The sequence below is a fragment of the Microcoleus vaginatus FACHB-2002 genome (assembly GCF_040004035.1).
Taxonomy (GTDB): Bacteria; Cyanobacteriota; Cyanobacteriia; order Cyanobacteriales; family Microcoleaceae; genus Microcoleus; species Microcoleus vaginatus_C.
In genome coordinates this window covers 166,512-190,770 of record NZ_JAMPLN010000003.1, presented here as the reverse complement: position 1 = coordinate 190,770, position 24,259 = coordinate 166,512, and the positions used below count along the sequence as shown (strand labels likewise).

Below are 24,259 nucleotides of genomic sequence, written 5' to 3'. Positions count from 1 at the left end.
CAACAAACAATGAACAAAACTTACGTCCCTACTCAAGACTCCCTAGAGCATAAGTGGTACGTGGTCGATGCCGCCGACCAGCGGCTGGGCCGTCTGGCAACTGAAGTTGCCATGTACCTGCGGGGGAAACACAAACCGACTTACACTCCTTCTATGGATACCGGTGACTTCGTAATTGTCATCAATGCCGACAAAATCGCTGTTACTGGCAAAAAACGCACCCAGAAAATCTACCGCCGCCATTCTGGAAGACCGGGCGGCATGAAAACAGAAACTTTTGCCAAATTGCAAGCACGTTTGCCCGAAAGAATTGTCGAAGAAGCTATTCGGGGAATGCTACCTCACACTTCTCTCGGCAGACAACTGTTTACTAAACTGAAGGTGTACGCTGGCCCCAACCACCCGCACCAAGCTCAAAAACCAGAAGAATTAATTGTTCACACGATTCCGGGAGGAAATGAGTAATGCAAGCAACAGATACATCGGGTCGCGCTGTGTACTGGGGTACCGGCCGCCGCAAGCGTTCCGTAGCGCGAGTGCGCTTGGTTCCCGGCACTGGCATACTGACTGTCAATGGTAAAGAGGGGGATTTGTACCTGCAATTCAACCCTACTTATTTGGCTCTCGCTAAGGCCCCTCTGGAAACTTTGGGTCTGGAAAATGAGTACGACATTTTGGTAAAAGTCGAAGGCGGTGGCTTGACAGGTCAGGCTGACTCGATTCGCTTGGGTGTCGCTAGAGCACTTTGTCAATTAGACCCGGACAACCGCAAGCCTCTGAAGACAGAGGGCTATTTGACTCGCGACCCGCGGGCAAAAGAACGGAAAAAGTACGGTTTGCGGAAAGCTCGCAAAGCTCCTCAATACTCGAAGCGGTAATCGAGGGAAGAAGGAAGAAGGAAGAAGGAACCAGGAAAAGGCAAAAATTATCTATCCAGATTTTATCCGTCTTTTTTTGAAGTTTATTTCCGATTCCTGATTCCTGGTTCCAACAGATATAAGGCAAAATTCGTGCTGTTGTTGGTGTACAAGTCCTGCGGCAGCTAAAATGGTTGTAAAGTCAAAAATTAGAGAGTAAAAAACAATGGCAAAAGATGGCATTCACCCTGAGTGGTATCCCGAATCTCAGGTTTATTGCAACGGGGAACTTGTGATGACTGTGGGTTCAACTAAACCAAAGCTTCAAGTTGATGTCTGGTCGGGAAATCATCCTTTTTATACTGGCACTCAGAAGATTATTGATACTGAAGGTCGTGTGGAACGCTTTATGCGGAAATACGGCATGAGCGAGGTAGAAATGCCGAAGGCAGATGCTTCCTCTGGACCGCTGAAAATGGAAGAGCCGAAAGCAGATGCTTCTAAGGCGGCTGGTAAAGGCAAAAAGAAGAAGTAGCCGGATTGTCATTTGTCCGCAGTTTGTTGAGAGTAGTTCTTTCTACTGGCAACTTACCGCCCTCGGATTTTAGATTTTAGATTGAAGACTTGCTACGGCTGGCAGTTTAGTTTGAGCGAGTAGAGTTTGATCGACATTCTATCCTAACTGCTCTTGAGTTCTAAAATCTAAAATCTAAAATCTAAAATCGATCCGCCCTCGGATGGGAGAGTTTAGATTGAAGACTTGCTATGCAGGCAGTTGAGTTCGATCGAGAGTCTATCCCAACTGTTCTTCAAATCTAAAATCTAAAATCTAAAATCTAAAATCTAAAATCGATTGACAAAGGACAACTGACAATGGCTGAATCTTATTTGCTGGATAAATTGAAGTCGGTAGAGCAAACTTTTAATGAGTTGACTCGCCGCATGGCTGACCCGGATGTGGCTAGGGACAATCAAGAGTTTCAACGGGTAGCGAAAGCTCGATCGTCCTTGGAGGAAGTGGTCGATACTTTTGCTCTGTGGAAAACCACTCAGGAAGATTTGGTGGGCGCGCGACAGGTTCTCAAGGAAGCTGCAGGCGATCGAGATATGCAAGAAATGGCTGCGCTGGAAGTTGAGGAACTTGAGTCGAAGCTGGAGAGTTTGGAAAGTCGTTTGAAGGTTTTGCTGCTCCCCCGCGATCCGAACGATGACAAGAATATTATGCTGGAAATTCGGGCCGGTACTGGCGGAGATGAGGCCAGTATTTGGGCTGGAGATTTGCTGCGGCTGTATTCGCGCTACGCTCAAACTCAAGGCTGGCAGGTGAAGTTGGTGAGCGAGTCGCTGGCGGAAATGGGCGGCTTTAAAGAGGTGATTCTGGAAATTACAGGCGACAGCGTTTACAGCAAGCTGAAGTTTGAGGCGGGAGTACACCGGGTGCAGCGAGTGCCTGTGACTGAGGCTGGCGGCCGGGTGCATACTTCGACGGCGACGGTGGCTGTGATGCCGGAGGTTGATGATGTGGAGATTCACATCGATCCGAAGGATATTGAGATGAGCACGGCTCGATCGGGCGGCGCTGGCGGTCAAAACGTGAACAAGGTGGAAACTGCTGCGGATTTGTTTCACAAGCCGACGGGAATTCGGATTTTCTGTACTGAGGAGCGCAGTCAGTTGCAGAATAAGGAGCGGGCGATGCAGATTTTGCGGGCTAAGCTCTATGAGATGAAGTTGCGGGAGCAGCAGGATGAGGTGAAGTCGCGGCGTTTGGCTCAGGTTGGTACTGGTTCGCGATCGGAGAAGATTCGCACCTACAACTATAAGGACAATCGGGCTACCGACCACCGTTTGGGGGAAAATTTCTCGCTCAATAGTGTTTTGGAAGGGGATATTGAGGGGATTATTCAAACTTGCATTTCCCAGGATCAGCAGGAACGTTTGGCTGAGTTGGCTGCTTCTACTAATTGATGGAGTGATGGGGGGCTAGGCGCATTGTTTGCTCAGCCTCAGTTCCCTTGTTACGCGGGAGATCTGGTTGAGTAGGGCTTCCCAAATTGCATCGGCGATCGCCACTGGATATTTGAAATGTTCGAGGTCGTATTGTACAATGACTTCTAGGGGTGCTAGGATTTGCTGGTTTCGACAACTGGCAATTGCTGCGATCGCCTCTTGTTGCCATCTGGAAAATAGTCTGTAGCTGAAAAAGGAACTGCATTTTTGTCCTTTCTTGTTCAGGTAAACAACTATTACCTGATGTTGTTTGGGGTAGACTTTGACTATGCGGTTGACGGGCATTCTCAAGGCTTAGGCTGCTTCTATTTTAGAGATTTGCCAGCATTGGGGTTTGAGCCAACCGGAGGCTGTAAGGCTCTGGCGTGTGTGGCTTGTCATGCGTGTGCGTCTATTAGTCATTTTTTCGGACTCGTAAATCGTGAGGGGCACTCCGATACAGCGGTACTAAATTTATACTTTTAATTTTAGAGTAAACTTACTTGTGTGTCAAGCGTGACAAGTAAACGATTCAAGCGTTAAATGATAATGATTTATAAACTGACCAGTTTACTTGTAGGTACGGTCGAGTAGCTTTTAAGTCGTGAACATCCAAAATAGACAAAAACTTAGTGAAATTATCAAAACGGCTCGTGGCTCTATGAGCCAACGAGCGTTTGGCAAGCTTTTGGGGGTTTCTGCGACTGCTGTGCAATTGTGGGAAAGGGGCGATACTGTTCCAGAAACGGAAAACTTGGCTAAAATTGCTGCGAGAGCGGGTTATTCGCTGGAAGAGTTTCTCAGCTTTTTGGAGGGCAATTCAGTCTCGCCAGCCCCAGAAATTAACGATATTGTCAAAAAAATTCAGTTTTTGCCTCTGAGTCAGGTGGCGCTAATTGGCAAAGCTGTAGCGGATAGATTCGCTGCATCGGCTGAAGCTGCTGGGGAATGAGTATTAGATAGATTTATCTGTAAACTAGAAGTTGTGTTTATCTGGTGACTAATACTGTGGACGCAGAAGCTAGGAAAAAATTGAGCGAAGTTGTAAAGCTAGCGCGTGGCGACCTGAGTTTTAGCGCTTTTGGTAAGTTATGGGGAGTCTATGGGGCTGCTGTTCAGTATTGGGAAAAAGGACAGGTTCTCCCCAATATGGTGGCGGATGTACGCGGATTAACGCAGATAAATGTTGACAGGATTTACCCACGGGGTGTGAGAAAAAGTATTTAAGCGGGATTTGGTATTACTCAACAATCGCCCCATCTAAGCTTGTTTTTCTTAAGTCTACTCTAGCTAAATTTGCACCTCTTAAGTCAGCACCTGTTAAACAAACATTGCTTAAATCTGCATAACTCATATCGGCACCTCTGAGATTAGCATCCGATAAATTTGCTCCTGATAAATTCGCCCTCACAAGTTGCGATTTACTCAAATTGCTGCCACTCAAATTTGCTGCTGGCATCTGTGCTGCCATTAAGTTTGCTTTGCTTAAATTAGTGCCACTGAGGTTAGCCAAATTTAATTTAGCATAACTCAAATCAATGTTTTCCAAGCAAAGTTCGCTCAATTGGGCGCATCGCAAGTTAGCATTAATAAAAAACCTGTCTCCAATCGCATAACGGCGCAGCAATTCGTCAACTTCCAGCCGAATTAAAACGGGTTCGCAAGTATTTTGGTAGCACCACGATGTCTCCAGCAAACGGGCTGCTGCTTCAATTGCTACCTTGTCGCATTTAGAGATCACCAAACTATTGCACCCATCCCACTCACCGTTGAGCATGAATGCCATCTCAGAAGCTGCTGCACTTGAGTCGCATAGCAAAACGGTTTCTGGTTTGGGTTGCAGCCAGTTCATTAAACCGATCGAGATCTTGTTTTTCACTGTTGATTCAGGATTTGTGCGTCTTTCTTAATTATAGGTAAAAAAATTGAAAACAGTATGCACAAATTCGCTGCGGCTTCAGAGAATGAATTAATTGTGTTTGGTGCAGCCAGACCAGGATACCGCGATGGAGAAGTTGCTCGGTGGATTGAATTTATGCAGGGGCATAATATCAAGCAAGTTTGCTGCTTGCTTGCTCAGACCCAACTCATCTGCTACACTGATTTACTGGGAACATATCGGAAAGTATTTGGGTGCGAGCGAGTTTGCTGGGCGCCGATTGCAGACTTTGAATTGGTCGATCGCGATATTTTAATCGATCGAATATTGCCGTTCTTGGAATCTGCAAATAGCAAAGGCGAACGGGTGGTAGTTCACTGTTCTGGGGGGAGCGGACGTACAGGACAGGTTTTGGCTGCTTGGTTGGTCAGCGCGCGGGGATTGTCTAACAAACAGGCGATCGCAGCAGTAAAAAAAACTGGCCGAAATCCCTATGAAGCAGCGATGGTAGCTTGTTTGAAAGGTCGAAACCCCTGGCTAGTCATTGAAGAACTTAATGCTCTCTTAGATGATTGTCGCCTTGCTGCGAGAAAGGATATATCGGACGATAGCAACTATAGCAAGTCTATTTGAGTCATGAATGTAGAACCACCTGAAACGCTTGTGATCCTTGAATCGATTGTTTACAAATCAAATGGTTTTGCTATATATATATGTGCCAATTGCGTAAGTCCTAAAAGATTTAAAACAATCGGCTTCCTACCATCGAACTCAGGTATCCAATAAATGGGTGTTTTGGCTGTCACCGTTAGCCGCCCCGCTGGCGTTTTTGCGAATATTAGAGAACAAATAACGCACTTACAGCAGCGCAAGATCCTTGAAGCAACGGCGCGTTAACTCGATTCGTGCAACTCCGTCATTTTTGTTGCGGATGTCAATGTTTGTAGCAAAAAAGTAAACATTTTTATCCTTTTCTAAATAACCTACATACCAGCCAATTTGAGGCTTTGCTTGTTCTCCAAAGTTTGCCCAGCCTGTTTTAGCTCTAATTGTGTAATCGGGAGTTTGTTCAACAATTATGATATCTTTAACCAGAGACAGCGAGCGCTCAGAAAAGGGTAAGTTGTTTTTGTAGAGACGGCGGAGAAATTGAATTTGCTCGTTGGGTGTGATTCGCAGTTCTCCCTCTAACCAGAATTTGTCAATATCCTCTTTGTTACCGATTTTTTGGTTGCCATAACCGACTTTAGCTACCCATTTTTGCATTTGCTCGTGTCCGACTCGGCGGGCGAGAACTTGGTAAAACCAAACGGCGGAAAGTTTCATGGCTTCTCTCATATTCAAGTCTCGATTCCATGCGGGAATTTGCCTTTGAGTTCCATCCCAAGTTAGAACGGCAATTTCATCTGAAATCACCCCTGTTTCTAAGGAAATCAGAGAGTTGAGAATCTTAAATGTAGATGCGGGTAAAAAAGCTGTGGCGTTACGCTGCGGGTTGTGTTGATAAAGCCGATCGCTATTCAAATCGTAAATTGCGATCGAGCCTTCAACTCCTAATTCTTGAAAGTGCCGTCCAAAATTAATTGTCTCAGCAACATCTCCTCCGCGTCGTGGAGATTCTTGCACGGGAGGTGGCACGGTTAAGGCTGATTGCGGTGGCTGAACTAAAACAGAGATAATGCAGCCTAATACAATTAAAATAACAGCGATCGCACGAGATATTCGGTTCATAAACTTCGATAAATTACCCAAATCACAGGCAGTAATGTCACAGGGGCGATCGACTTGTAAGGTGGGTCTGACTTACCCTGTGTAAGAAACAATTAAGGTTTGCCCTTGACGCACCCTACTATATATAGCTGTCAATTGCGTAATTCCTCAACTAGAAAACTGCCATAATAGTTAAGGCCACCAAGCAGCTTAACTGAATTACTAAGCTGAACAACCGAAACTTTGGATCTAGGCCAGCGATGTGAATCGCTGAATGTACAAGCCGAAATAGAATGTACACAACAATCAGCAAATCAACTGCTGTTCCTGAAACACCCCTAACTGTTAGAAGAAAAACAACTCCCAAATACAAAGGCAGGTTTTCTATCAAGTTGGATTGTACTCGAAATAGTCGCCAAAGCAAGCTGTCGTCGTTTGGTGTGCCGAAATCTTTTACAGATCCGCCCGCAGATAGATGCCGAATCCTCACTGCTAGGAGCAAGATAACGACTGCGATCGTCCACAGGATGAAAATTGCTAAACCCCAGAGAGGGAAAGTCATCTTTGTTGGTTCAAATTGAATCATCTTTCTACCTTGCGAAACTGCGGCTAAGACTTTAGAAAACTTCGCTCAAATCCGGGAGGTAATTGATAAATTCATCTGCGTTAATCTGTGTTAATCTGCCTGTATCTGCGGTTAAAAAAATATAATTTATTAACCGCAGATGACAAGAGATTGACGCTGATTCACGCAGAGGTCGAGAAGAGAGAGCTGACGCTAACTAGAGTGCGATCGCATTTCGTGAGTGTCATTTCTAACCGCTAGCAACTGAGCCTTTACAGAGGGTTTTCGGCTTGACGATCGCACCATTGTATCGAGCAAGTGTTCGATCGCACCCGGTAGATTCTGGCAAAAACCAGTGTGTACCCGCGATGTCTGAACGATCGTGCTTCGGGGTGCTACGAGCCAGTGAAAGCGCTCTCTGTGGGGAAGTTGACCGATCGCGCCAGATTCGGAGCCGCCTGCACAAATGATGGGAATGACTGCTAGGTGATTGCGAATCATTTCCAGATCCAACGTTGAGTCGATCGCCATCAAGCGCTGTTCATCAATTTCGATACGGGCTTCGAGGAATTTTTTCGTACCGCAGGAAACGATCGCTCCCACGTTGATAAACTCCTCGCGCTCAACTTTGGGAACGACGCGGATAATGGCATAATCATAAAGAAATCGATCGGGCACTAATCGCCTCCTCCAAAAAAATATGTGGTGATTCTAGCCGATTTAGCAGGTACTCGATATAAGCATCCCGATGTTGGTTGCTATCGCTGAAAGGAGAATCTCCCACCAGCCAAGTATCAGGAATTAGTTTAACAATGTTGCGAATGATGTCCGGCGTTAGCCTGTGAGTCATCTTTAAATTTGCTGCTTCCAGGGTGCTGGCAAAACGCAGCAGAACGTGGTCTTTGATTGGGGGAAAACGATCGCGGCTGCGCGAGAGATAATCTTTCCAGGTGTGGTGGAAGTAGAGGGCTGCACCGTGATCGATCAGCCAAAGCCGGCGGTGCCATACCAGCATATTTGCATTGCGCGACGTGCGATCGATGTTGGTTACGAAAGCATCGAACCAGACGATTTCTGAGGCGAGATCCGCATCGGACTTCCCCGCTATCGGGTCAAAGGTGATCGAGCCGGGGAGATAGTCGAGGGCGAGGTTGAGGCCAGCACTTGCTCGGATCAAATCTTGAATTTCCGGGTCAGGCTCAGTGCGAGCCAGTTCGGGATCGAGTTCAACAAAGACGAGTTCAGGGATTGGGAGCCCGGAGGCGCGAGCAATCTCTCCCGCCACTAGCTCGGCAATCAGAGATTTGGCTCCCTGGCCCGCACCGCGAAATTTGAGCACGTACATACCATCATCATCTGCTTCGACGATCGCCGGCAGCGATCCGCCCTCGCGCAAGGGAGTGACATACCTGGTAGCAATGACTGTTCGCAAGCTGGGACTCATGCTATTTTCGATTTGAGATTTTCGATGGGAAATCACTGATTTTATGAGGGTTTAGAGCACGGGCTTACAGACAGTTGGATTCTTTCTTTTAACTGGGACTGATGTTAAGTAGTGTGTTTACTAAACTGATGACTAAAAGGACACAACAATGTTGTGTCCCTACGGAATTTTGCCAAATCTTGGTTTGAGACAGTCATTAGTCATCAGTCATTAATCAACTAATAACTCATGACTAACCACTAATCAGTTGTACTAACGTGGTCGATTCTCTCTAATTGCCAGAGAATTTGGTTGCCTTCGCGCCGCACCCGCGACACTACCCAATTTCGCCAAACCCAGTTGTCTCCACGACTGGTGACAGCGCTGGCATTTACATCCATCAAATCAGCCAGTTCAGAACTGGTAATCAAGTAGCCTTTCGTAGCAACCTCGTCGGCGATGTGCAACGTTTCGATCAGATTGCGGAGGTCTTGAACCCTCACCTCGCGGGGCAAGTTCTCCAGGGTATCGGCAGTTGAATCCATCATGGTAGAGTTGGAGATCGGAAGGTCAGAAGTTATGACATAGGATTCTATCGTTTTGTTACCAGTTGCGTCCGTTTCTTCCGAAACAATTGTGTTGTCAAAGCGTAGGGGCGATGCCCCCGTGCCCGCCCCGGCCTCGTCTCCCGTTGGTTTCTGCTGTTGCAGTTCGGGAGTGAGATTGTGGGAGAAGCTGCGGGCGATTTCATCGCATCTGTCGTTGTAGAAGTCGCCGGAGTGGCCGCGGACGTGTTCCCACTTGATTTGTCGGGAATTCAGCTTGTCTAGCAGGTGCCAGAGGTCTTGGTTGACAACATCTTTGCCCGTTGAGGTTTTCCAGCCTTTATTTTTCCAGCCTTGAATCCATTTGGTGATGCCGTTTTTAACGTATTCGCTGTCGGTGTAAACGGTGACTGGTTCGGTTTGACCGGAATTGGCAAAAAATTCCAGCGCAGCGACGGCCGCCTGCATTTCCATGCGGTTGTTGGTGGTTTGGGGGTCTCCACCCCCGAGTTCGTGACAGTTGCCGTCGGCGAAGCAAACTACTGCACCCCACCCGCCGGGTCCTGGGTTGCCGGAACAAGCGCCGTCTGTGTAGAGGCTTTTGATTTTGGGAGTTGTCATGAGCGAATTAATTTGTTATTTAGGGGTAAGTTGTTTGCAAGTGCGATAATTAAGGCAATTAGGATAGTTTTACTTGCTGCTATGAAAAATGCCAACTTAAAGATTAAAAAGGTTGCGCTATTTATTTGTCCCTTTTCTTTGTTAATTTTTAATACTTTCGCGCAAGCACAGCCCATAGTGCCTGCTGCTGACGGTACGGGTACTGTTGTCACCCCCAGCGGCAACCGTTATGATATCAACGGCGGCAGTTTGTCGGGAGACGGCGCGAATCTTTTTCACAGTTTTGGGCAGTTTGGCTTGAAAGAAGGTCAAATTGCTAATTTTCTGACTAATTCGGCTATTCAGAATATATTAGCTCGAATTGCTGGCGGGGACGCTTCGCTAATTAACGGTTTAATTACTGTCACGGGCGGCAATTCTAATCTTTTTCTAATTAATCCTACGGGGATTGTGTTTGGCCCGAACGCGAGTTTGAATGTGCCGGCGGCTTTTACTGCAACTACTGCGAATGGTGTCGGTTTTGGTTCAAATTTGTTTAATGCGGCGGGTACAAATAATTTTAGCGCCTTGGTGGGTACGCCAAATGCTTTTTATTTTAGTCCGGGTGTACCGGGAAGTATTTTTAATGCTGGCAATTTAGCAGTGACTCCTGGGCAAAATTTGGCTTTGCTTGGCGGTACGGTTGTTAGTACCGGGCAGTTGTCGGCTGCGGGCGGACAAATTACTGTTGCTGCTGTTGGGGGCGGAAATGTTCTCCGCATTAGTCAACCGGGGCATTTGTTGAGTTTGGAAATAGCAAGGGGCGGGAATTGGGGGAATTCTCAACAGACTTTGAATCCTGTTACTTTGCCGCAGTTGCTGACAGGTACTGGGCAAAATCAGGCGGCGGGTGTTGCGGTTGCTGAGGACGGTTCTGTGCGGCTTGTGGGTTCTGGTTTGCAGGTGAATTCTGGGGATGTGGCGATTGCTGCTAATTTGTCTGGGCTGCCGCAGTTGAATGCGGGAAGTGCAAATTTATGGGCTGCGGAAAATCTCACGTTAGCAGGCGCTAGGCTGCAAACTTCGGGGGATTTGAGTTTGCTGGGTGGGGATGCGGTGCGGGTCAGGGACAGCGCCCAGAATCCTTTTTTGGCGCAGGCTGGGGGGAATTTATACATTCAGGGATCTCGCACTATTGATATTCTCACTCAAAATGCGATCGGCGGCTTATCTCTGCCCCCGCAATTCCAAAGCGGCGGGAATTTGAGTTTGGTTAGCAACGGCGTTATTTCGGGGGATTCCCACTTTGTTTCTGGTGGCAATTTTTCGATTCGCAATTTGTCGGGAATGCCGGGAAACTTTGTCAGTTTATTTGACCCGATTATCAGTTCGGAAGGAGATGTTTTCTTTGGAGATTATACCGGAGTTTCGCTGAAAGTCGAGGCGAGGGGGAGCATTGTTGCCGAGGATATTACAATTACCGGCCCCGATATTGCATTGGGTAGGGAAAATGTGAGTGGTGATCCAGATATTGCTATTTTAACCAGCAGTCCGGCCTTAATTCTGCGGGCTGGAGTGCAAAATTTGGCAAATTCTCCTAATGTTCCTAATTCTCCTACGGATACTCCGGGTGATAATGAACAACCTAATCCTTTAGGTGACGATGCAATATTTACTCCTGCGTCTATTTTATCGAATAATTTGATTTCTGTTGAAAATATTTCGGCCGGCGGGCCGGTGATTTTGTCAGCGCCGGGAAGTATCGCAACTAGAGATATTAATGGCGGTCAAATTAGTCTCGAAAGCAGGGAAGGGGCAGTGGTAGTTGGGGGCAAATTAACGTCTAGTTCGACAATTAATATTCAAGCTAATGACAATATTATATTGACAAGTAACATTTCTCGTGCTGATATCAACGGCAGTATTAGTCTGAATACTGTTCGAGGCAATATAGTAACAGGGTCGATCGATACTGGGACTTCCGGGGCGATCGAACTCAGAGCTTTTGGCAATGTGAATTTTGGGACTTTGCAGGGATCTAATGTTGATATTACCAGTAACTCCGGGGCATTGGGAGTTTTGACTGATGCCAATACCATTGTGCCTAATACTACACCTGTCAATATCACAGCAACTGAGAATATCAATTTGACAGCTTTTAGGGACTTAACGGTAGGCAATCTCACCGCTGCGACTGTCAATGCTAGCAGCAGCAATGGGAGTGTTAATACGGGGGCGATCGCTACTTCTGGAGATGTCAGAATTCTAGCGGGACAGGAAATCAACACAGGGGCAATAACTGTTAATCCTGTGACCACAAATCTAGTTAATCCCCTCATTCCTACAGTAAATTTGGATGCACAAACTAATATGAATGTTGCAGCGATTAATGCTGGCACTGGCACTATTAATTTGAGAGCATCCAGGGACTTAAATGCAGGAAATTTGCAAGGTGGAGCCGTTGAAGTCAATAGCGAGCAGGGAAATATTGCGATCGGTAATACTACATCTCTTGGCAATATTAATATAACAGGTTCGGGAAATGTAAGTTCGGGGGATTTGCTGGGAGCAATAGTTAATATAAATAGCAATTCGGGAAGTATTAATATTGAAACCGCTATAGCAACAGAAAATACTGTCAATTTAACAGGGCTGCTAAATGTAAATTCCGGGGATTTGCGGGGAGTTGGAGTTAATGTAAACAGCAATGCGGGAAGTATTAATATTGGCAATACGGACGCCACAACAGGAAATGTCAATTTGACAAGTTCTGGCAATGTAACTTCAGGGGATTTGCGGGGAGTTGGAGTTAATGTAAACAGCAATACGGGAAGTATTAATATTGGCAATACGGACGCCACAACAGGAAATGTCAATTTAATAGCGCCTCTCGATGTAAATTCACGAGACTTGCAGGGAGTGGCAGTTGATGTCACTAGCAGCAGGGGAACAGTCAGCACTGGTAATATAAGTGCTGCCGAAAGTGTCGGAATTTTAGCGGGGAACCAAATCGCAATTGGGCGAATAAATGTTAATCCTGTTGTTAGTGCCGATCGCACTTCTACAGTAAATCTTAACGCTCAAAATGATATCAGTGTTGCATGGATCAATGCTCCGGGCGGTAATGTTGAGCTCACAACTCCGGGTTTAGTTCGAGTGACGGGTACTTTTGACCAAAACGGCACTCCTCTTAGCGTCTCGACTCTTGGTGGCACTCAACCGGGTACAGTTACGATCCGCCACGGCGGCGGCGATGTCAATCCGCCGATACCTTTTGCGGTGGGAGATGCGACGACTAACGGTACTGCTGGGGCGATCGCCAGCAATGCTTTGGGTACGATTACTCAGGGGCAATCTTTCATAAATTCTTACACTCAAGGCAATAGTGCGATCATCACTACCAATCAACCAACCATCAACGAGCCCATAGATCAACCTAATCCCATAGATCGACCTAATCCCATAGATCAACCTAATCCCATAGATCAACCTAATCCCATAGATCGACCTAATCCCATAGATCAACCTAATCCCATAGATCGACCTAATCCCATAGATCGACCTAATCCCATAGATCGACCTAATCCCATAGATCGACCTAATCCCATAGATCGACCTAACCCCAATAACCCCAATTCGCCGCCAATATTACCAAGGGATAGATCCCGATTTGATAGAGGGCGATCGCTTTTCCCCGATCGCAACCAACCCTTTAGTCGCGAACAGCGGCAGAACCAAAACAGAATATCGCGAGATATAGGAAAACCGGGAGACAGGATGCCGCCCGAAAGAATGCACTCTCCCAGAGAAATGAGAAATTTCCTCAATTCAAATATCAGAGATTCAGTTATTCAGTCAGCATTTCGCGGTGACATCGGCAGGAATTTGGAAACCGACAATATATCGGCCGCTTTGTCTCTAGTGGATCAATCTTTCAGCCAAGAATTCGGGGAATATTTAGGCATCAACATCAGCGACGAGTTGGTATCCCCAGAGGAAATTCAAAAAAAGTTAGCATCGGTGGGCGCAGAAACGGGCACGAAACCCAGCTTAATTTATCTGTTCTCGCAGCCCGAAGAATTAAATTTAATGCTAATAAATTCTTGCGGTGAAGTGGTTCACAAAAGTGTGCCGGCTGCGAACCGGGCAGAACTGCTGAAAGTTGTAACTCAGTTCCGGGATGAGATTACCAAACCGGGGGTGCGGGCTACTACGAGTTATCTACCATCTTCCCAACAGCTTTATAAGTGGATGATTTCGCCTTTAGAGGACAGTTTGAAAAACTGCGAAACCGATACTATTTCCTTTGTTGTCGATCGAGGTTTGAGAGGTATGCCCTTTGCTGCTTTGCACGACGGACAGCAATTTTTGGTGGAAAAGTACAATCTCAGCCTGATGCCCAGCATTAATTTAACAGAGACTCGCTACGTCGATCTCAGAAATTCTCAAGTTTTAGCAATGGGTGCCTCAGAATTTTCCGAGTTGAATCCTTTGCCAGCAGTTCCTACTGAAATAGCCGCTATTTCCAGAGAGTGGCCGGGAGTTAGTTTCTTGAATGAGGATTTCACTGTGGATAATTTGAAGCGACAGCATCAAAGCCGACCTTTTGGGGTTATTCACTTAGCTACTCACGGCGAATTTCGACCTGGAGTACCGAATAATTCTTTTATTCAGTTTTGGAATAGTCGGCTGCGACTGGATCAATTGCGGGATTTGAGATTGAATGATCCGCAGGTGAATATGTTAGTTTTAAGTGCTTGTCGGACTGCGGTGGGAGATGCACAGGCGGAGTTGGGTTTCGGGGGTTTGGCGCTGCAAGCGGGGGTGCAAACGGCTTTGGGAAGTTTGTGGTATGTGAGTGATGAAGGTACTTTGGGATTAATGAGTGAGTTTTACCAGCAGTTGAAGACGGCGCGAATTAAGGGGGCGGCGCTACGACAAGCGCAAATTGCGATGTTGCGGGGAGATGTGCGTTTGGAGGGTGGCCGATTGCGGGGTTTGAGTCGGGGTGAGGGGGTGGAGTTGCCGACTTCGCTGCAAGGGTTTGCGGATTTAAAGTTGTCGCATCCTTATTATTGGTCGGCTTTTGTGATGATTGGGAGTCCTTGGTGATTGGTGATTAGTGATTAAGTAAGTCGGGGGAAATATTTACAAGTATGTAACGAAGGATTAAGTAACTTGATGGGAGTTAAATTTAACAGGTTCTGTAGTATGATTGCCTTTTTCTGCTCTAACTTCTACCCCAGGAATGACAGCATAAGCGAGCTCTAATTCATCCTCAAACATTTTTCCGGCTAGTTGATTTTTTTTGATATATTGCCACTCCCATTCAATGGGATTCATTTATGAACAATATTTAGGCAAAAAGAAGATGTATTAACCCTGAATTTCCTACTTCGACCCTAATTGTTGGACTTTGCCGACATCGGTGTATCGGACCGTTTTCATTTTCATAGCGACACGGCGATTGCGCTGCTGTTCAAATAATCCTAAGACGCTACCAAAAAGCAAGTCAATGCGAGTCATCATCCAGCGAGTAAAATCATCTCAAGTCGAAATAGAAAGTCAAATTGTCGGCAAAATTGGCCGCGGACTTAACTTGCTTGTAGGTATTGCAGACACCGACACCGAAGCAGAACTCGATTGGATGGCTCGCAAATGCCTAGAATTGCGTTTGTTTCCCGACTCTGCCACGGATACCGGACGCTGGGACAAGTCCGTACAAGACATCGGCGGCGAGTTGCTGGTTGTGAGTCAGTTTACGCTCTATGGGGAATGTCGCAAAGGTCGGCGACCTTCATTTGACCGCTCAGCGGCTCCTGAACGAGCCGAAATTCTTTATGATAAATTTGTCGAAAAGTTGCGCCAGAGCGGCTTAAAAGTTGAAACAGGCTTGTTTGGAGCGATGATGCAAGTCTCGATCGAGAATGACGGGCCGGTGACTTTGATATTAGAGAGAGAATCGGGGTGAGTTGGTTGACAGGCCTCTGTGTTCACCGCACCGCACCCTACTTTTCTTATCTTCCTACCCTACCCTTCGGGAACCCCTGCGGGGAACGGGAACGGCTTCGCCGAACGTCTCCTTTGCGTCTTCGCGGTTCGTTCAAAAAAGGCCGTTGCGCGTTTTACTAAGAGCAAATTTGCAGATCGACCGGGTTTCCTAACTGCGGTTGCGTAGGTTCAGAAGACATGGGTTTTCGCTACATTTTCTCCCATCCCGATTCCAGAACGTCAAACCCTTAAAAAACCAGTTTGTAAATCGTCCACTCAGCGGCCCCGGAACACCGTCAATCTTTTTCGCGATCTCCCCACGCAAATAACAGCTCAGAATGCTTGTACAGTAAGGCTTTAATGGCAATAAAACCAATCTTCCACAGCCAGCGCTTAGAATCAGATTCAGCAGCCAAAAACTGTTGGATGAGAGAGTGGAACACTGGCATCACTGCGGTTATCTCTACTTCCGTAACATTCAATGTATAGAGAGTTGAATCAGCACAGCAAGCGAAACTGCCAGCAACTGCCGCCTCACTCTCTAACAAATGTCCTCGCACACCCGCTGTGCCCTACCACCCGATAAACGCCATGACTGTCAAAGCTGCCACCAACACCGTCAACTGCAACACCGCTTCTGACCTCAACTGCATTCCGGAACAAACCGCTGAAATCAATACTGTTCCCAGCATCGATATCCTCGCTTTGGCTAACTTCGCCCTCAAAGAATTGCAAGCCGAAATGAAAACTGCCAGCCGCAGCGCTCAAGCAGTGGCGATGCGGATTGCTAAGGAAGTTGAACGGATTTGCCAAAAAAGCGATCGCATCCAAATTTCCGGCGAAGTTGAAGCTTGGCAAATCACCTTGGCCGAGCACCGGTTGCAAAAAACCCTGCAATACTACCGCCTCGGTTCCAAACAAGGCCGCGTCGAACTGCATTCTCACCTCGCGGCGATGATTTACCGCCATGTTGCTTCTTTCCGATCGAACTTGAACTTCCAAGCTCGCTACAACATGATTGAAGACTTTTTGCAAGGCTTTTACATCGAATCTCTGCGAGCTTTCCGCCGCGAACACCAACTCGATGTCACCTACCAGCCCCGCACCCAGCTAGAATTGGCTGAGTACATGGCTTTTACCGAACACTACGCCAAGCGCCAAATTGGTTTGCCCGGCCGCAACCGCCAACGCCTGATCGTGTTGCGCGCTCAAGGATTTGCCAAGGGTCAACCTCCCGAAACTGCGATCGACATTGAAATGGCTGTAGAATCCGGCAAGGGAGAAGAAGCGGAAATGTACAGCCGCTCTCCGGCGCTGCAACAAGTGCGCGAGCAAATGGTATCGGAAACTGTCGATCCTGCTGATGCTGTGCTGCGCGATCGAGTAGTCTCGGAATTGATCGCCTATCTGGAATCGCAAAATCAGCCAGAATGCGTGAATTACTTAACTTTAAAATTGCAAGACCTTTCGGCTTCGGAAATTGACCGCGCGCTCGGTTTGTCTTCCCGCCAGCGCGACTACTTGCAACAACGTTTCAAGTACCACGTCGAAAAATTTGCCCGCACTCAAAATTGGAAACTCGTCCACGAATGGCTGGGTGCTGATGTCGATCAAAAGCTGGGAATGACTTCGGACAAATGGGAAGCATTTCGCGCTCAACTTGCGCCCGAAATGCAGCAAATGTTAGAAATGAAGCGGAATCAAGAAAGCGACAAGGCGATCGCCACCGCCCTCAAATGCACTCCCAAACAAGTCCAAAAACGCTGGGCGCAACTGTTGGAGCTGGCTAGCCAGACTCGCAACAGCAGCCAAGCTTAATTGGTGCTCCAATATGAATGCAACTGTTTTCTTGAGACTGGAAAATGCGATCGGGTGCGGCACCTGCACAGGAATGCCCGCCCCGGCGTCCGCTCTCAAATCAACAAGGGCTGCTACTAATTTATCGCCGCTTTTTGGCCTATTCAATTTATTAAAACAACATTACTTTTTTTAATATTTTTCCTTCCCCGGTTATGTCGGGGAATTTATTTTTATTAGTCATTAGTCATTGGTCATCAGTTATGGGAAATTTATTACTGAAGAGGCAGCATTGCATCCTATATTTATAATGATATTTAAACATAGGGAGTTGCATAATCAAGCCAAAGTTGTTCAAAGTTCAAATTATGATGAGGGGGCGGAAGATGAATAAAAAATGACAAGTCATCTATCCAGAGACAGAAAAAAATTAAAATAAATATACTCATCGTACTATTCTGTTGTATTTAATACTTCATAAGAAGGAAGCATCAAATTTGAGTTATATCTAAAATGGGGGCATAAGTTGATGTAGATAGAAAGGGAAGGATTCCTATGTTACTTTACAAAATTGAAGATTTTAATCCCAACTACCGCGAAGCGGCTTTTAATGGCGAAGATATCAAAGGCCTGGATATTTATGCTGGAAATACAGATGAGAAGATTGGCTCCATCGATACCGCGCTAGTTGATGAGACAGGACGTTTCCGATATTTTGTTGTTGACACGGGTTTCTGGATATTTGGCAAAAAGGTATTAGTTCCAGTTGCTCTTTGTCGAGTGGATGTTGGTGCAGAACGCATCTACGCGACGGGTTTGAGGAGTAAAGACCAAGCAGAAAGACTACCCAGGTATGAGGATGGGATGGTGGTTGATTACGATTATGAAGAACAAGTGCGGGGTGTTTATCGTACTCGAACTGTAGAAGGGTCTGCACCTGTAGAAGCATCATTGCCTTTAGAAACCTCATTGCCTGTACAAGCATCTGCACCAGTTTCTAGGCTGCATCCTGTCTCTAACCAAGCTAGCGCTGCTGGTTATGACCGCAACACCTACACTTACGAACAAGAGCCTCAATTGTATCAGATGAACGAGCGCGAGCATCACAAATTCCGACTCTACGAAGAACGACTGGTTGCAGAAAAAAGCCGTCACAAAGCTGGCGAGGTAGCAATTGGGAAGCGAGTAGAAACGGACACAGCACGAGTTTCAATTCCAACAGAAAAAGAGCGAGTTGTAATTGAGAGTGTAACTCCAGGAAAGGCAGGTGCGCCCGTAAATCGGGATACTCCCTTCCAGCAGGAAAAGGTGATGCGTATGGAAGTTTACGAAGAAACTGCTGATCTCAAAAAAGAAGCTTTCGTGCGCGAAGAAGTTAACATCAGGAAAGAAGTTGAAACGGAGATTGTTGAGGCAACGGAAACACTGCGTCGTGAAGAGTTAGACGTGAAGAGGGAAGGGCGTTAGAGTGCGAATGAATTGAACAAGGTTTTGTAGTTGCGCTGTCTTCGACTAGATGAGCGTTGAAGCGCAAATACAAACCTAAACGCTCACTAAGACTGCAAAAAAATAGGAGATTTTCCAGGTCTAATTCCTGGCGTTTGCAGTTAATTAAGTGCAGCATTTTTAGCTTTGTCGTTTAGCATCTAGGCGACCAGTTTTTTAGTAAAGCCTGAGCCAGTTGCAGCTCAACAATCTCAGCAGACATTTGCTGATGTTCCGCGTAATTACTGGGGGCGTCCATTTATTCAATCTTTAGCTGAAAAAGGCATTGCTACAGGATATCTTAATAAAAAATTTAGACCTAAACAGGCTATGGATCGCGACGAATTTGCGACAATGAGCCGCCAAGCCTTTGAGCGAGCAAAGATTATGAACATACCCAGGGGAAGTACCTTTACTGATTTTCATAGTTGAGCGATCGCTTGGTTTTGTTATTGTAAAGTCTCCTGTGAGCGATCCGTGGATTCGGGATATTGGTATTCGTTTAGGATCTCCTCGATCGCTATTTCTTTTAGCCCAACTTAGACAACAACAGCCGTAGTGTATCCCATCAAGCAAAGCATAAAACTCCATTGGAGGCGGTTAGCCCGATCGAGCGTGCGGTCGGTTCTGTTGCTCGCGCTCTTAATTGCCATAACGATAACGTGTATTACCCCGAATTCCGCAGGCGCCCAAGACGAACGGGTAACAGTGCGTTTAGATGGTCGAGCAATGTTTCGGGTGAGTGCGGTAGAAAACGTAGATGCAACCGCACGTGCGCGGCAGATTGAGCGACGCATGAGCCGACTTTTGGAGAATCCTACGGCGATCGCACCTCCCCGCATAGAACCGACTCAAGATAGCGCTCAGCGGGTGATTACGATTGCTGGAGTCCCTGTTGTCACCGTAACTAAAGCAGACGCTCAGGATAATTTGACAACGGTTGATACCCTGGCAACTCAGTGGTCAGAGGCGATTGATACCGCCCTAACGCGAGCCAGTCAGCGCCGTCTTTCCCCTTCGGAACGCTTTGTGGCAGAGGTGCAATCCTCGGTGCAAACCGGATTTGCACGACTGGGTGAATCTGCGATCGCGATTATTCCCCGCGCGCTAGCTGCATTACTGGTGATTGGATTATTTTGGGCGATCGCGGCTTTGGTGCGCTGGTTGATGCGCCTGATTTTCCGGCATATTGTAGAAGACTTAACGGTAGAAAACCTAATTAAACAAGTCGCATACTATGTTGTCTGGAGTCTCGGTTTTATTGTGGCCCTGGATGCCTTTGGGTTCGATCCGCAGGCAGTTGCCACCGGATTGGGTTTAACGGGTCTTGCTCTCGGCTTTGCTTTAAAAGATATCCTTTCTAACTTTATCAGCGGCATTTTAATTCTGGTATTGCGTCCTTTTGAACTTGGGGATCAAATTGTTGTCGGGGAAACTGAAGGCAATGTCGAGCGGATCGAATTGCGCGCCACCCAACTCCGTACTTATGATGGTCGAGTGGTATTGGTTCCCAATGCGGAATTGTTCACCTCGCGCATTACCAACAACACCGCCGCCCCGATTCGTCGCAGCAGCGTGACTCTGTTTATCGGCTACGATAGCGATTTGCAAACAGCCGTAACTGTGATGACAGAGGCAGCGCAAGCTACGGAAGCCGTGCTCAACGATCCGCCAGTTTCCGTGCGACTTCGAGATTTGGGACAGGATGACATCTTGGTTGAGGTGCGGTTTTGGACGGACTCGCGGCGTACTGACTTTGTGGCGACAACCTCCGCCGTGAGAGGGGCAATCGTTCTTGCCTTCAAAGATGCTGGCATCGGCTTGCCCGATCCTGATGTGCGAATACTGATGCCGCGCCATCCCGATAAGTGGCGAACCGCATTGGGTTTGGGAGATAGCGATCGGACTCAGGATTCTGACAATCCTAGTCGGTAAGTCATATCGATTCCGGTTGCACCGTCGGTGGTTGTTGACGGTTGACGGTTGACTGTTGACTATGAGTCAAAAAACTGAAAATAGCGCGAATTATTTGTTGGCAACTTGATTCGACTTTACGCCCCACGATGAAGCGCGGATTTGATATCATTGCGGCGCCGCCGGAATTGATATCACTCGCATCATAATTGCGAATCAACTTTTTGTCAGGGCTGGCACTACTTTTTCGCCAAACACCTCAATAAACTGCTCTTGTTCTCGGTTAACGTTGTGTAAAATTAGTTCATCAAACCCCAATTCAATATCTTTTTGCAACCACTCAATATGCTGCTCTGGGTCTGCCGAGATGCGGACGTGTTGATATAACTCCTCTGGTTGCACAAACTCCCCGGCGGCATCAAATTGATCGGGTGTTATCAGTTGTGTCAGCATTTTGCTTTTGAAGATATTACTACGCCATTGATGATGAGCGCCTTGTAGTGCTTTCTCTGCATTACTGTCATAGGAAAGCTGCACTTTCAAAATCATTGGTTTCCCTTCTCCACCACCGCGACGAAACGCATCGACGACTTTTTTTAACTTTTCAGGTGGGCGAGAAGTAGTAATTAATCCATCCGCCCAACTGCCCAACCATTCTGCGGTTTCTGGGGTAACTGCCGCGCCGATAATTAATGGGAAAATTTCCGGGCGGGTATAGAGTTTTGCATCTTCTACGCACACTAAACCGCGATGGGTGACGGTTTCTCCTGCCCAAAGGGCGCGGATAATATCGACACATTCTTTGAGGCGTGTGTTGCGATCGCTCTTAGTAGGCCACTTATCCCCAGTAATATGTTCGTTCAAGGCTTGACCGCTGCCAACCGTGAGCCAAAAACGATTTGGAAAAATTTCTGCTAAAGTTGCCGCCGCTTGGGCAATAATAGCCGGATGATACCGCTGTCCGGGAGCGCAAACAACTCGATAGGAAAGCGTTGGCGTTGCTTGCATTGCTGCACCCAACCAAGACCAAGCAAAACCACTTTGTCCTTGCGCTTCACTCCAAGGATGAAAGTGATCGGAAGAAAGGGCATGGGTAAAGCCAGCTTGTTCTGCCATTTGGACATATTTCAGCAGTTCGCTGGGCTTAAACTGTTCATGGGAAGCATGATAACCAATTTGTGCCATAAGTTTTTAGGAGTTTTGAGTTGAGTAGGGGCGATGCCTTCGTGCCCGCCCTGAGTTGTCAGTTAAAATATCCAGACTTAAAAGCAGGTGATTTAACCAGGACGGCTAGTAAAAGTTTTGAGTTTTGAGTTAGATAAGTTTTTAATTCACCCAAAATAATCTTGGACTCAAAATTCATAACTTTCTGTATAACGAGCAAGCTTATGAGTGGAAAATTCGCCGATAGCGAGCTTCAATTACCGAGTAGATGCCATAGGCAATTAAACCCAAAGGTACTAGAGCCAAAATCACTGGACTAAAAGGCTGTTGTGCCACAATTGCCAACACCTCGCCCAATCCCTTCGTTTGACTGGCATCCGAGAGCCTTGCTGCTTGAATTAAGAAAAAACCAATTATAACGAAAACAATTCCACGGGCAGCAATGCCAAATCGACCCAACCGTGTCGCCCACTTTTCCTCGGTTGGGCTCATTTCATCTAGCTTGAAATGGCGACGAAATTTTGCTTTATATGCTTCGTATAAATAAGAAAAACCTACACCAATAACCATTGATCCTGCCAATCCTACCAGCCATTGTCCAAACGGTTGCGCTAAAATTTGGGCTGTCAAATCTTCGGTTGAATCGCTATTACTACCGCCCGAACCCATTATCAGTTTTACAGCCGTTAAAGCCAAACCTGCGTAGCCAAAAGCACTTAAGGCGTAGCCAATGCGTTGGGCAATTCGCTTGGCATCCATTTTCTGTCCTTGGTGTTCTGGGTCGAGAATTGTCTGAACGATACGCCAAAGGGCATAACCAATAATGCCAATTGTTACCAGAAATAGCAGAAATTTACCGAAGGGTTGGTTAACAATTTCTGATAATGCACCGCTAGTATCGGTTGTCCTGCCGCCCATACTAAAGGCGGCTTGTGCTGCTAGAAAACCGACAATAAAATAAACTAAGCCTTTGGAAGCATATCCCAATCTTGCCAGTCGCTCAAACCAGGGATGAGAAGCTGCCTGTCCAATTGAGTCTTTAATGCTGTCGGTCGGTGAGTTGTCCCGTTTCATATTTTTTATACTTTAGTTGTTAACGACTGCTGGCATAGGTATATGGTGGATTACTTTGCACTTAACTGAGTTTTTAAACAAATAATTTATATTATTATCTATTAATTTAATAATTAGCTTATTTAGAAATTTTTTTCATCTGTCTTGAGTGGGAGTGTCAGCGGTTGATTGATTGGTAAACTTCACATTTATTGGGGTTGACAAATATAGCTTTATGGGTTATCGACTGGCTTTCCTGATTGAGCAGTCTGCCAGCGGTCTAGTATATCTTTGATTAAAACTTCTTTAACCCAAATTTGAATAACAATTAGAATTGGTAGCGCTAAAAATAATCCCAAAAAACCAAAGAAAAATCCGAAGGCTGTCAAAAGAGCTAAGGTGAAAGCGGGAAGCAGAGATACCTGCTTTTCCATAATGATAGGTGTGACCAAGTTGCCTTCAATTTGTTGAATTAGGAAATAAAGCAACAACACCGCGCCTGCTTTTGAAGGCGAATCTAATAAAGCCAGCAGCAGCGGTGGAATTACGCTTAACATTGCGCCAATATAGGGAACTAAGGCTAATATGAATGCCAGAAGCCCGTTCACAAAAGGCAGTGGAACTTGCAAAACAAACAAACCAATAATGCTCGTAATACCAATAAAACTCATGCTTAATGCAACGCCTGCCAACCAACCCATTAAACCCTCTTCGCATTTGGAGAGAATTTCATCGGCTCGCTGACGGTAAAAAGCCGGAAAAAGGCTGATAATTGCGTGGCGGTATGGCATCGGATTTACCAAAAGCATGATTGTCAAAACGGTAATTAATAAGGTATTGATAATCAAGCTTAGATAGTTGGAAAACCACAGATAAATATGCGAACTTGTCCACTGAAAAAGCGTTTTAATTTCTTGGGTTAAATCGTCAATACTGGGAAGGTTATCAACAATTTGTCCGGGTAATCTTGCTTGCAACCAATTGCTCCAAAGTCGCAGTTGTTCTATTCCTAGCGGGACGAGTTGGGACAACTCTTGAAATTGATTGCTCAGGCGCGTTACGATGAGAGTTACCAAGACAGCGCTCGCTGTGACTAGAATCGCAGCGGCTAAGGCGATCGCCACTCCCCGCTTCGCACCAGACTGCTGCAATCTTCGCACTAAACGGTTGAGAGCGATCGCTAAAATTACGGCGGTAAAAAACAGTAAAACAATCGTTCTAATTTTCCACAAAATATAGAGCGAGGCTACCAAAGCCAAAAAACCGATCCACTTTCCTAAACCCATA

24 protein-coding genes and 1 pseudogene are annotated in these 24,259 nt (G+C 46.4%); 13 read left to right on the top strand and 12 right to left on the bottom strand.

Going from position 1 to position 24,259, the window contains the following annotated elements; all coding sequences use genetic code 11:
* Nucleotides 1-9 precede the first annotated feature (9 nt).
* The 4 genes from rplM to prfA all read left to right on the top strand — a co-directional run bounded on the left by rplM (nucleotide 10) and on the right by prfA (nucleotide 2,825).
* Nucleotides 10-465 carry a 50S ribosomal protein L13 gene (rplM, locus tag NDI35_RS03765; RefSeq protein WP_015178725.1) on the top strand — a complete coding sequence of 152 codons (456 nt, stop codon included), beginning with the start codon at nucleotides 10-12 and terminating at the stop codon, nucleotides 463-465.
* Complete coding sequence (gene rpsI / locus NDI35_RS03760) at nucleotides 465-878, top strand: 30S ribosomal protein S9 (RefSeq protein ID WP_006634975.1); 414 nt, start codon at nucleotides 465-467, stop codon at nucleotides 876-878. The genes rplM and rpsI overlap by 1 nt, the downstream gene beginning before the upstream one ends.
* Before the next feature lie 205 nt (nucleotides 879-1,083).
* Nucleotides 1,084-1,392, top strand: coding sequence for a 50S ribosomal protein L31 (gene rpmE / locus NDI35_RS03755; protein ID WP_445311567.1), 309 nt, complete (start codon nucleotides 1,084-1,086; stop codon nucleotides 1,390-1,392).
* A gap of 338 nt (nucleotides 1,393-1,730) precedes the next feature.
* On the top strand, nucleotides 1,731-2,825 hold the full coding sequence (prfA, locus tag NDI35_RS03750) for a peptide chain release factor 1 (RefSeq protein WP_445311566.1): 1,095 nt from the start codon (nucleotides 1,731-1,733) through the stop codon (nucleotides 2,823-2,825).
* A gap of 15 nt (nucleotides 2,826-2,840) precedes the next feature.
* Here prfA and NDI35_RS03745 read toward each other — a convergent pair whose 3' ends face one another.
* Nucleotides 2,841-3,152: a hypothetical protein gene (locus NDI35_RS03745; protein ID WP_445311565.1), complete on the bottom strand. Its 312-nt coding sequence runs from the start codon at nucleotides 3,150-3,152 to the stop codon at nucleotides 2,841-2,843.
* Between the two features lie 355 nt (nucleotides 3,153-3,507).
* Between NDI35_RS03745 and NDI35_RS03740 the strand changes: the two genes are divergently transcribed.
* Together NDI35_RS03740 and NDI35_RS03735 are read left to right on the top strand one after the other, a co-directional pair.
* Nucleotides 3,508-3,798, top strand: coding sequence for a helix-turn-helix domain-containing protein (locus NDI35_RS03740; protein ID WP_445311564.1), 291 nt, complete (start codon nucleotides 3,508-3,510; stop codon nucleotides 3,796-3,798).
* A gap of 44 nt (nucleotides 3,799-3,842) precedes the next feature.
* Nucleotides 3,843-4,073: a hypothetical protein gene (locus NDI35_RS03735; protein ID WP_445311563.1), complete on the top strand. Its 231-nt coding sequence runs from the start codon at nucleotides 3,843-3,845 to the stop codon at nucleotides 4,071-4,073.
* Between the two features lie 13 nt (nucleotides 4,074-4,086).
* Here the strand turns inward: NDI35_RS03735 and NDI35_RS03730 are convergent, their stop codons facing one another.
* Entirely contained in the window at nucleotides 4,087-4,725 is a 639-nt protein-coding gene (locus NDI35_RS03730) for a pentapeptide repeat-containing protein (protein WP_445311562.1), read from the bottom strand.
* A gap of 57 nt (nucleotides 4,726-4,782) precedes the next feature.
* Between NDI35_RS03730 and NDI35_RS03725 the strand changes: the two genes are divergently transcribed.
* Complete coding sequence (locus NDI35_RS03725; RefSeq protein ID WP_445311561.1) at nucleotides 4,783-5,358, top strand: protein-tyrosine phosphatase family protein; 576 nt, start codon at nucleotides 4,783-4,785, stop codon at nucleotides 5,356-5,358.
* 225 nt (nucleotides 5,359-5,583) lie between these two features.
* Here NDI35_RS03725 and blaOXA read toward each other — a convergent pair whose 3' ends face one another.
* From blaOXA to rnhA, 5 genes are all read right to left on the bottom strand, one after another.
* On the bottom strand, nucleotides 5,584-6,456 hold the full coding sequence (gene blaOXA / locus NDI35_RS03720; RefSeq protein ID WP_445311560.1) for a class D beta-lactamase: 873 nt from the start codon (nucleotides 6,454-6,456) through the stop codon (nucleotides 5,584-5,586).
* Nucleotides 6,457-6,607: 151 nt separating this feature from the next.
* A complete protein-coding gene (locus NDI35_RS03715) occupies nucleotides 6,608-6,997 on the bottom strand; it encodes an MAPEG family protein (RefSeq protein WP_445311559.1) in 390 nt (129 codons plus the stop codon).
* A 216-nt stretch (nucleotides 6,998-7,213) separates the two neighbouring features.
* Nucleotides 7,214-7,678: a DUF3037 domain-containing protein gene (locus NDI35_RS03710; RefSeq protein ID WP_445311558.1), complete on the bottom strand. Its 465-nt coding sequence runs from the start codon at nucleotides 7,676-7,678 to the stop codon at nucleotides 7,214-7,216.
* Entirely contained in the window at nucleotides 7,656-8,444 is a 789-nt protein-coding gene (locus tag NDI35_RS03705) for a HipA family kinase (protein WP_445311557.1), read from the bottom strand. Before NDI35_RS03705 ends, NDI35_RS03710 begins: the two co-directional genes overlap by 23 nt.
* A 239-nt stretch (nucleotides 8,445-8,683) precedes the next feature.
* The gene (gene rnhA / locus NDI35_RS03700) at nucleotides 8,684-9,589 is read right to left on the bottom strand and encodes a ribonuclease HI (protein ID WP_445311556.1); all 906 of its coding nucleotides are present in this window, start codon (nucleotides 9,587-9,589) and stop codon (nucleotides 8,684-8,686) included.
* A gap of 81 nt (nucleotides 9,590-9,670) precedes the next feature.
* Between rnhA and NDI35_RS03695 the strand changes: the two genes are divergently transcribed.
* Complete coding sequence (locus NDI35_RS03695) at nucleotides 9,671-14,680, top strand: CHAT domain-containing protein (protein WP_445311555.1); 5,010 nt, start codon at nucleotides 9,671-9,673, stop codon at nucleotides 14,678-14,680.
* Nucleotides 14,681-14,737: 57 nt separating this feature from the next.
* Here the strand turns inward: NDI35_RS03695 and NDI35_RS03690 are convergent, their stop codons facing one another.
* On the bottom strand, nucleotides 14,738-14,911 hold the full coding sequence (locus tag NDI35_RS03690) for a hypothetical protein (RefSeq protein ID WP_445311554.1): 174 nt from the start codon (nucleotides 14,909-14,911) through the stop codon (nucleotides 14,738-14,740).
* A gap of 172 nt (nucleotides 14,912-15,083) precedes the next feature.
* Here NDI35_RS03690 and dtd point away from each other — a divergent pair, with 172 nt between their 5' ends.
* Nucleotides 15,084-15,539: a D-aminoacyl-tRNA deacylase gene (gene dtd / locus NDI35_RS03685; protein WP_445311553.1), complete on the top strand. Its 456-nt coding sequence runs from the start codon at nucleotides 15,084-15,086 to the stop codon at nucleotides 15,537-15,539.
* A 316-nt stretch (nucleotides 15,540-15,855) separates the two neighbouring features.
* Here dtd and NDI35_RS03680 read toward each other — a convergent pair whose 3' ends face one another.
* On the bottom strand, nucleotides 15,856-16,107 hold the full coding sequence (locus NDI35_RS03680) for a hypothetical protein (protein ID WP_445311552.1): 252 nt from the start codon (nucleotides 16,105-16,107) through the stop codon (nucleotides 15,856-15,858).
* Between the two features lie 43 nt (nucleotides 16,108-16,150).
* Here NDI35_RS03680 and NDI35_RS03675 point away from each other — a divergent pair, with 43 nt between their 5' ends.
* The 4 genes and pseudogenes from NDI35_RS03675 (at nucleotide 16,151) to NDI35_RS03660 (ending at nucleotide 20,776) form a co-directional block, all read left to right on the top strand.
* Complete coding sequence (locus tag NDI35_RS03675; RefSeq protein ID WP_445311551.1) at nucleotides 16,151-17,377, top strand: HetZ-related protein; 1,227 nt, start codon at nucleotides 16,151-16,153, stop codon at nucleotides 17,375-17,377.
* A gap of 534 nt (nucleotides 17,378-17,911) precedes the next feature.
* The gene (locus NDI35_RS03670; RefSeq protein ID WP_445311550.1) at nucleotides 17,912-18,823 is read left to right on the top strand and encodes a DUF2382 domain-containing protein; all 912 of its coding nucleotides are present in this window, start codon (nucleotides 17,912-17,914) and stop codon (nucleotides 18,821-18,823) included.
* Between the two features lie 249 nt (nucleotides 18,824-19,072).
* Nucleotides 19,073-19,273, top strand: a pseudogene (locus tag NDI35_RS03665) (S-layer homology domain-containing protein); the annotation flags it as partial.
* 276 nt (nucleotides 19,274-19,549) lie between these two features.
* Nucleotides 19,550-20,776, top strand: coding sequence for a mechanosensitive ion channel family protein (locus NDI35_RS03660; RefSeq protein ID WP_445311549.1), 1,227 nt, complete (start codon nucleotides 19,550-19,552; stop codon nucleotides 20,774-20,776).
* 195 nt (nucleotides 20,777-20,971) lie between these two features.
* On the opposite strand, the gene NDI35_RS03655 is transcribed toward NDI35_RS03660, so the two are convergent.
* The 3 genes from NDI35_RS03655 to NDI35_RS03645 form a co-directional block, all read right to left on the bottom strand.
* A complete protein-coding gene (locus NDI35_RS03655) occupies nucleotides 20,972-21,940 on the bottom strand; it encodes a TIGR03885 family FMN-dependent LLM class oxidoreductase (RefSeq protein WP_445311548.1) in 969 nt (322 codons plus the stop codon).
* 201 nt (nucleotides 21,941-22,141) lie between these two features.
* Nucleotides 22,142-22,993, bottom strand: coding sequence for a DUF1206 domain-containing protein (locus NDI35_RS03650; protein WP_445311547.1), 852 nt, complete (start codon nucleotides 22,991-22,993; stop codon nucleotides 22,142-22,144).
* 212 nt (nucleotides 22,994-23,205) lie between these two features.
* Nucleotides 23,206-24,258, bottom strand: coding sequence for an AI-2E family transporter (locus NDI35_RS03645; RefSeq protein WP_445311546.1), 1,053 nt, complete (start codon nucleotides 24,256-24,258; stop codon nucleotides 23,206-23,208).
* Between the last annotated feature and the right edge of the window lies 1 nt (nucleotide 24,259).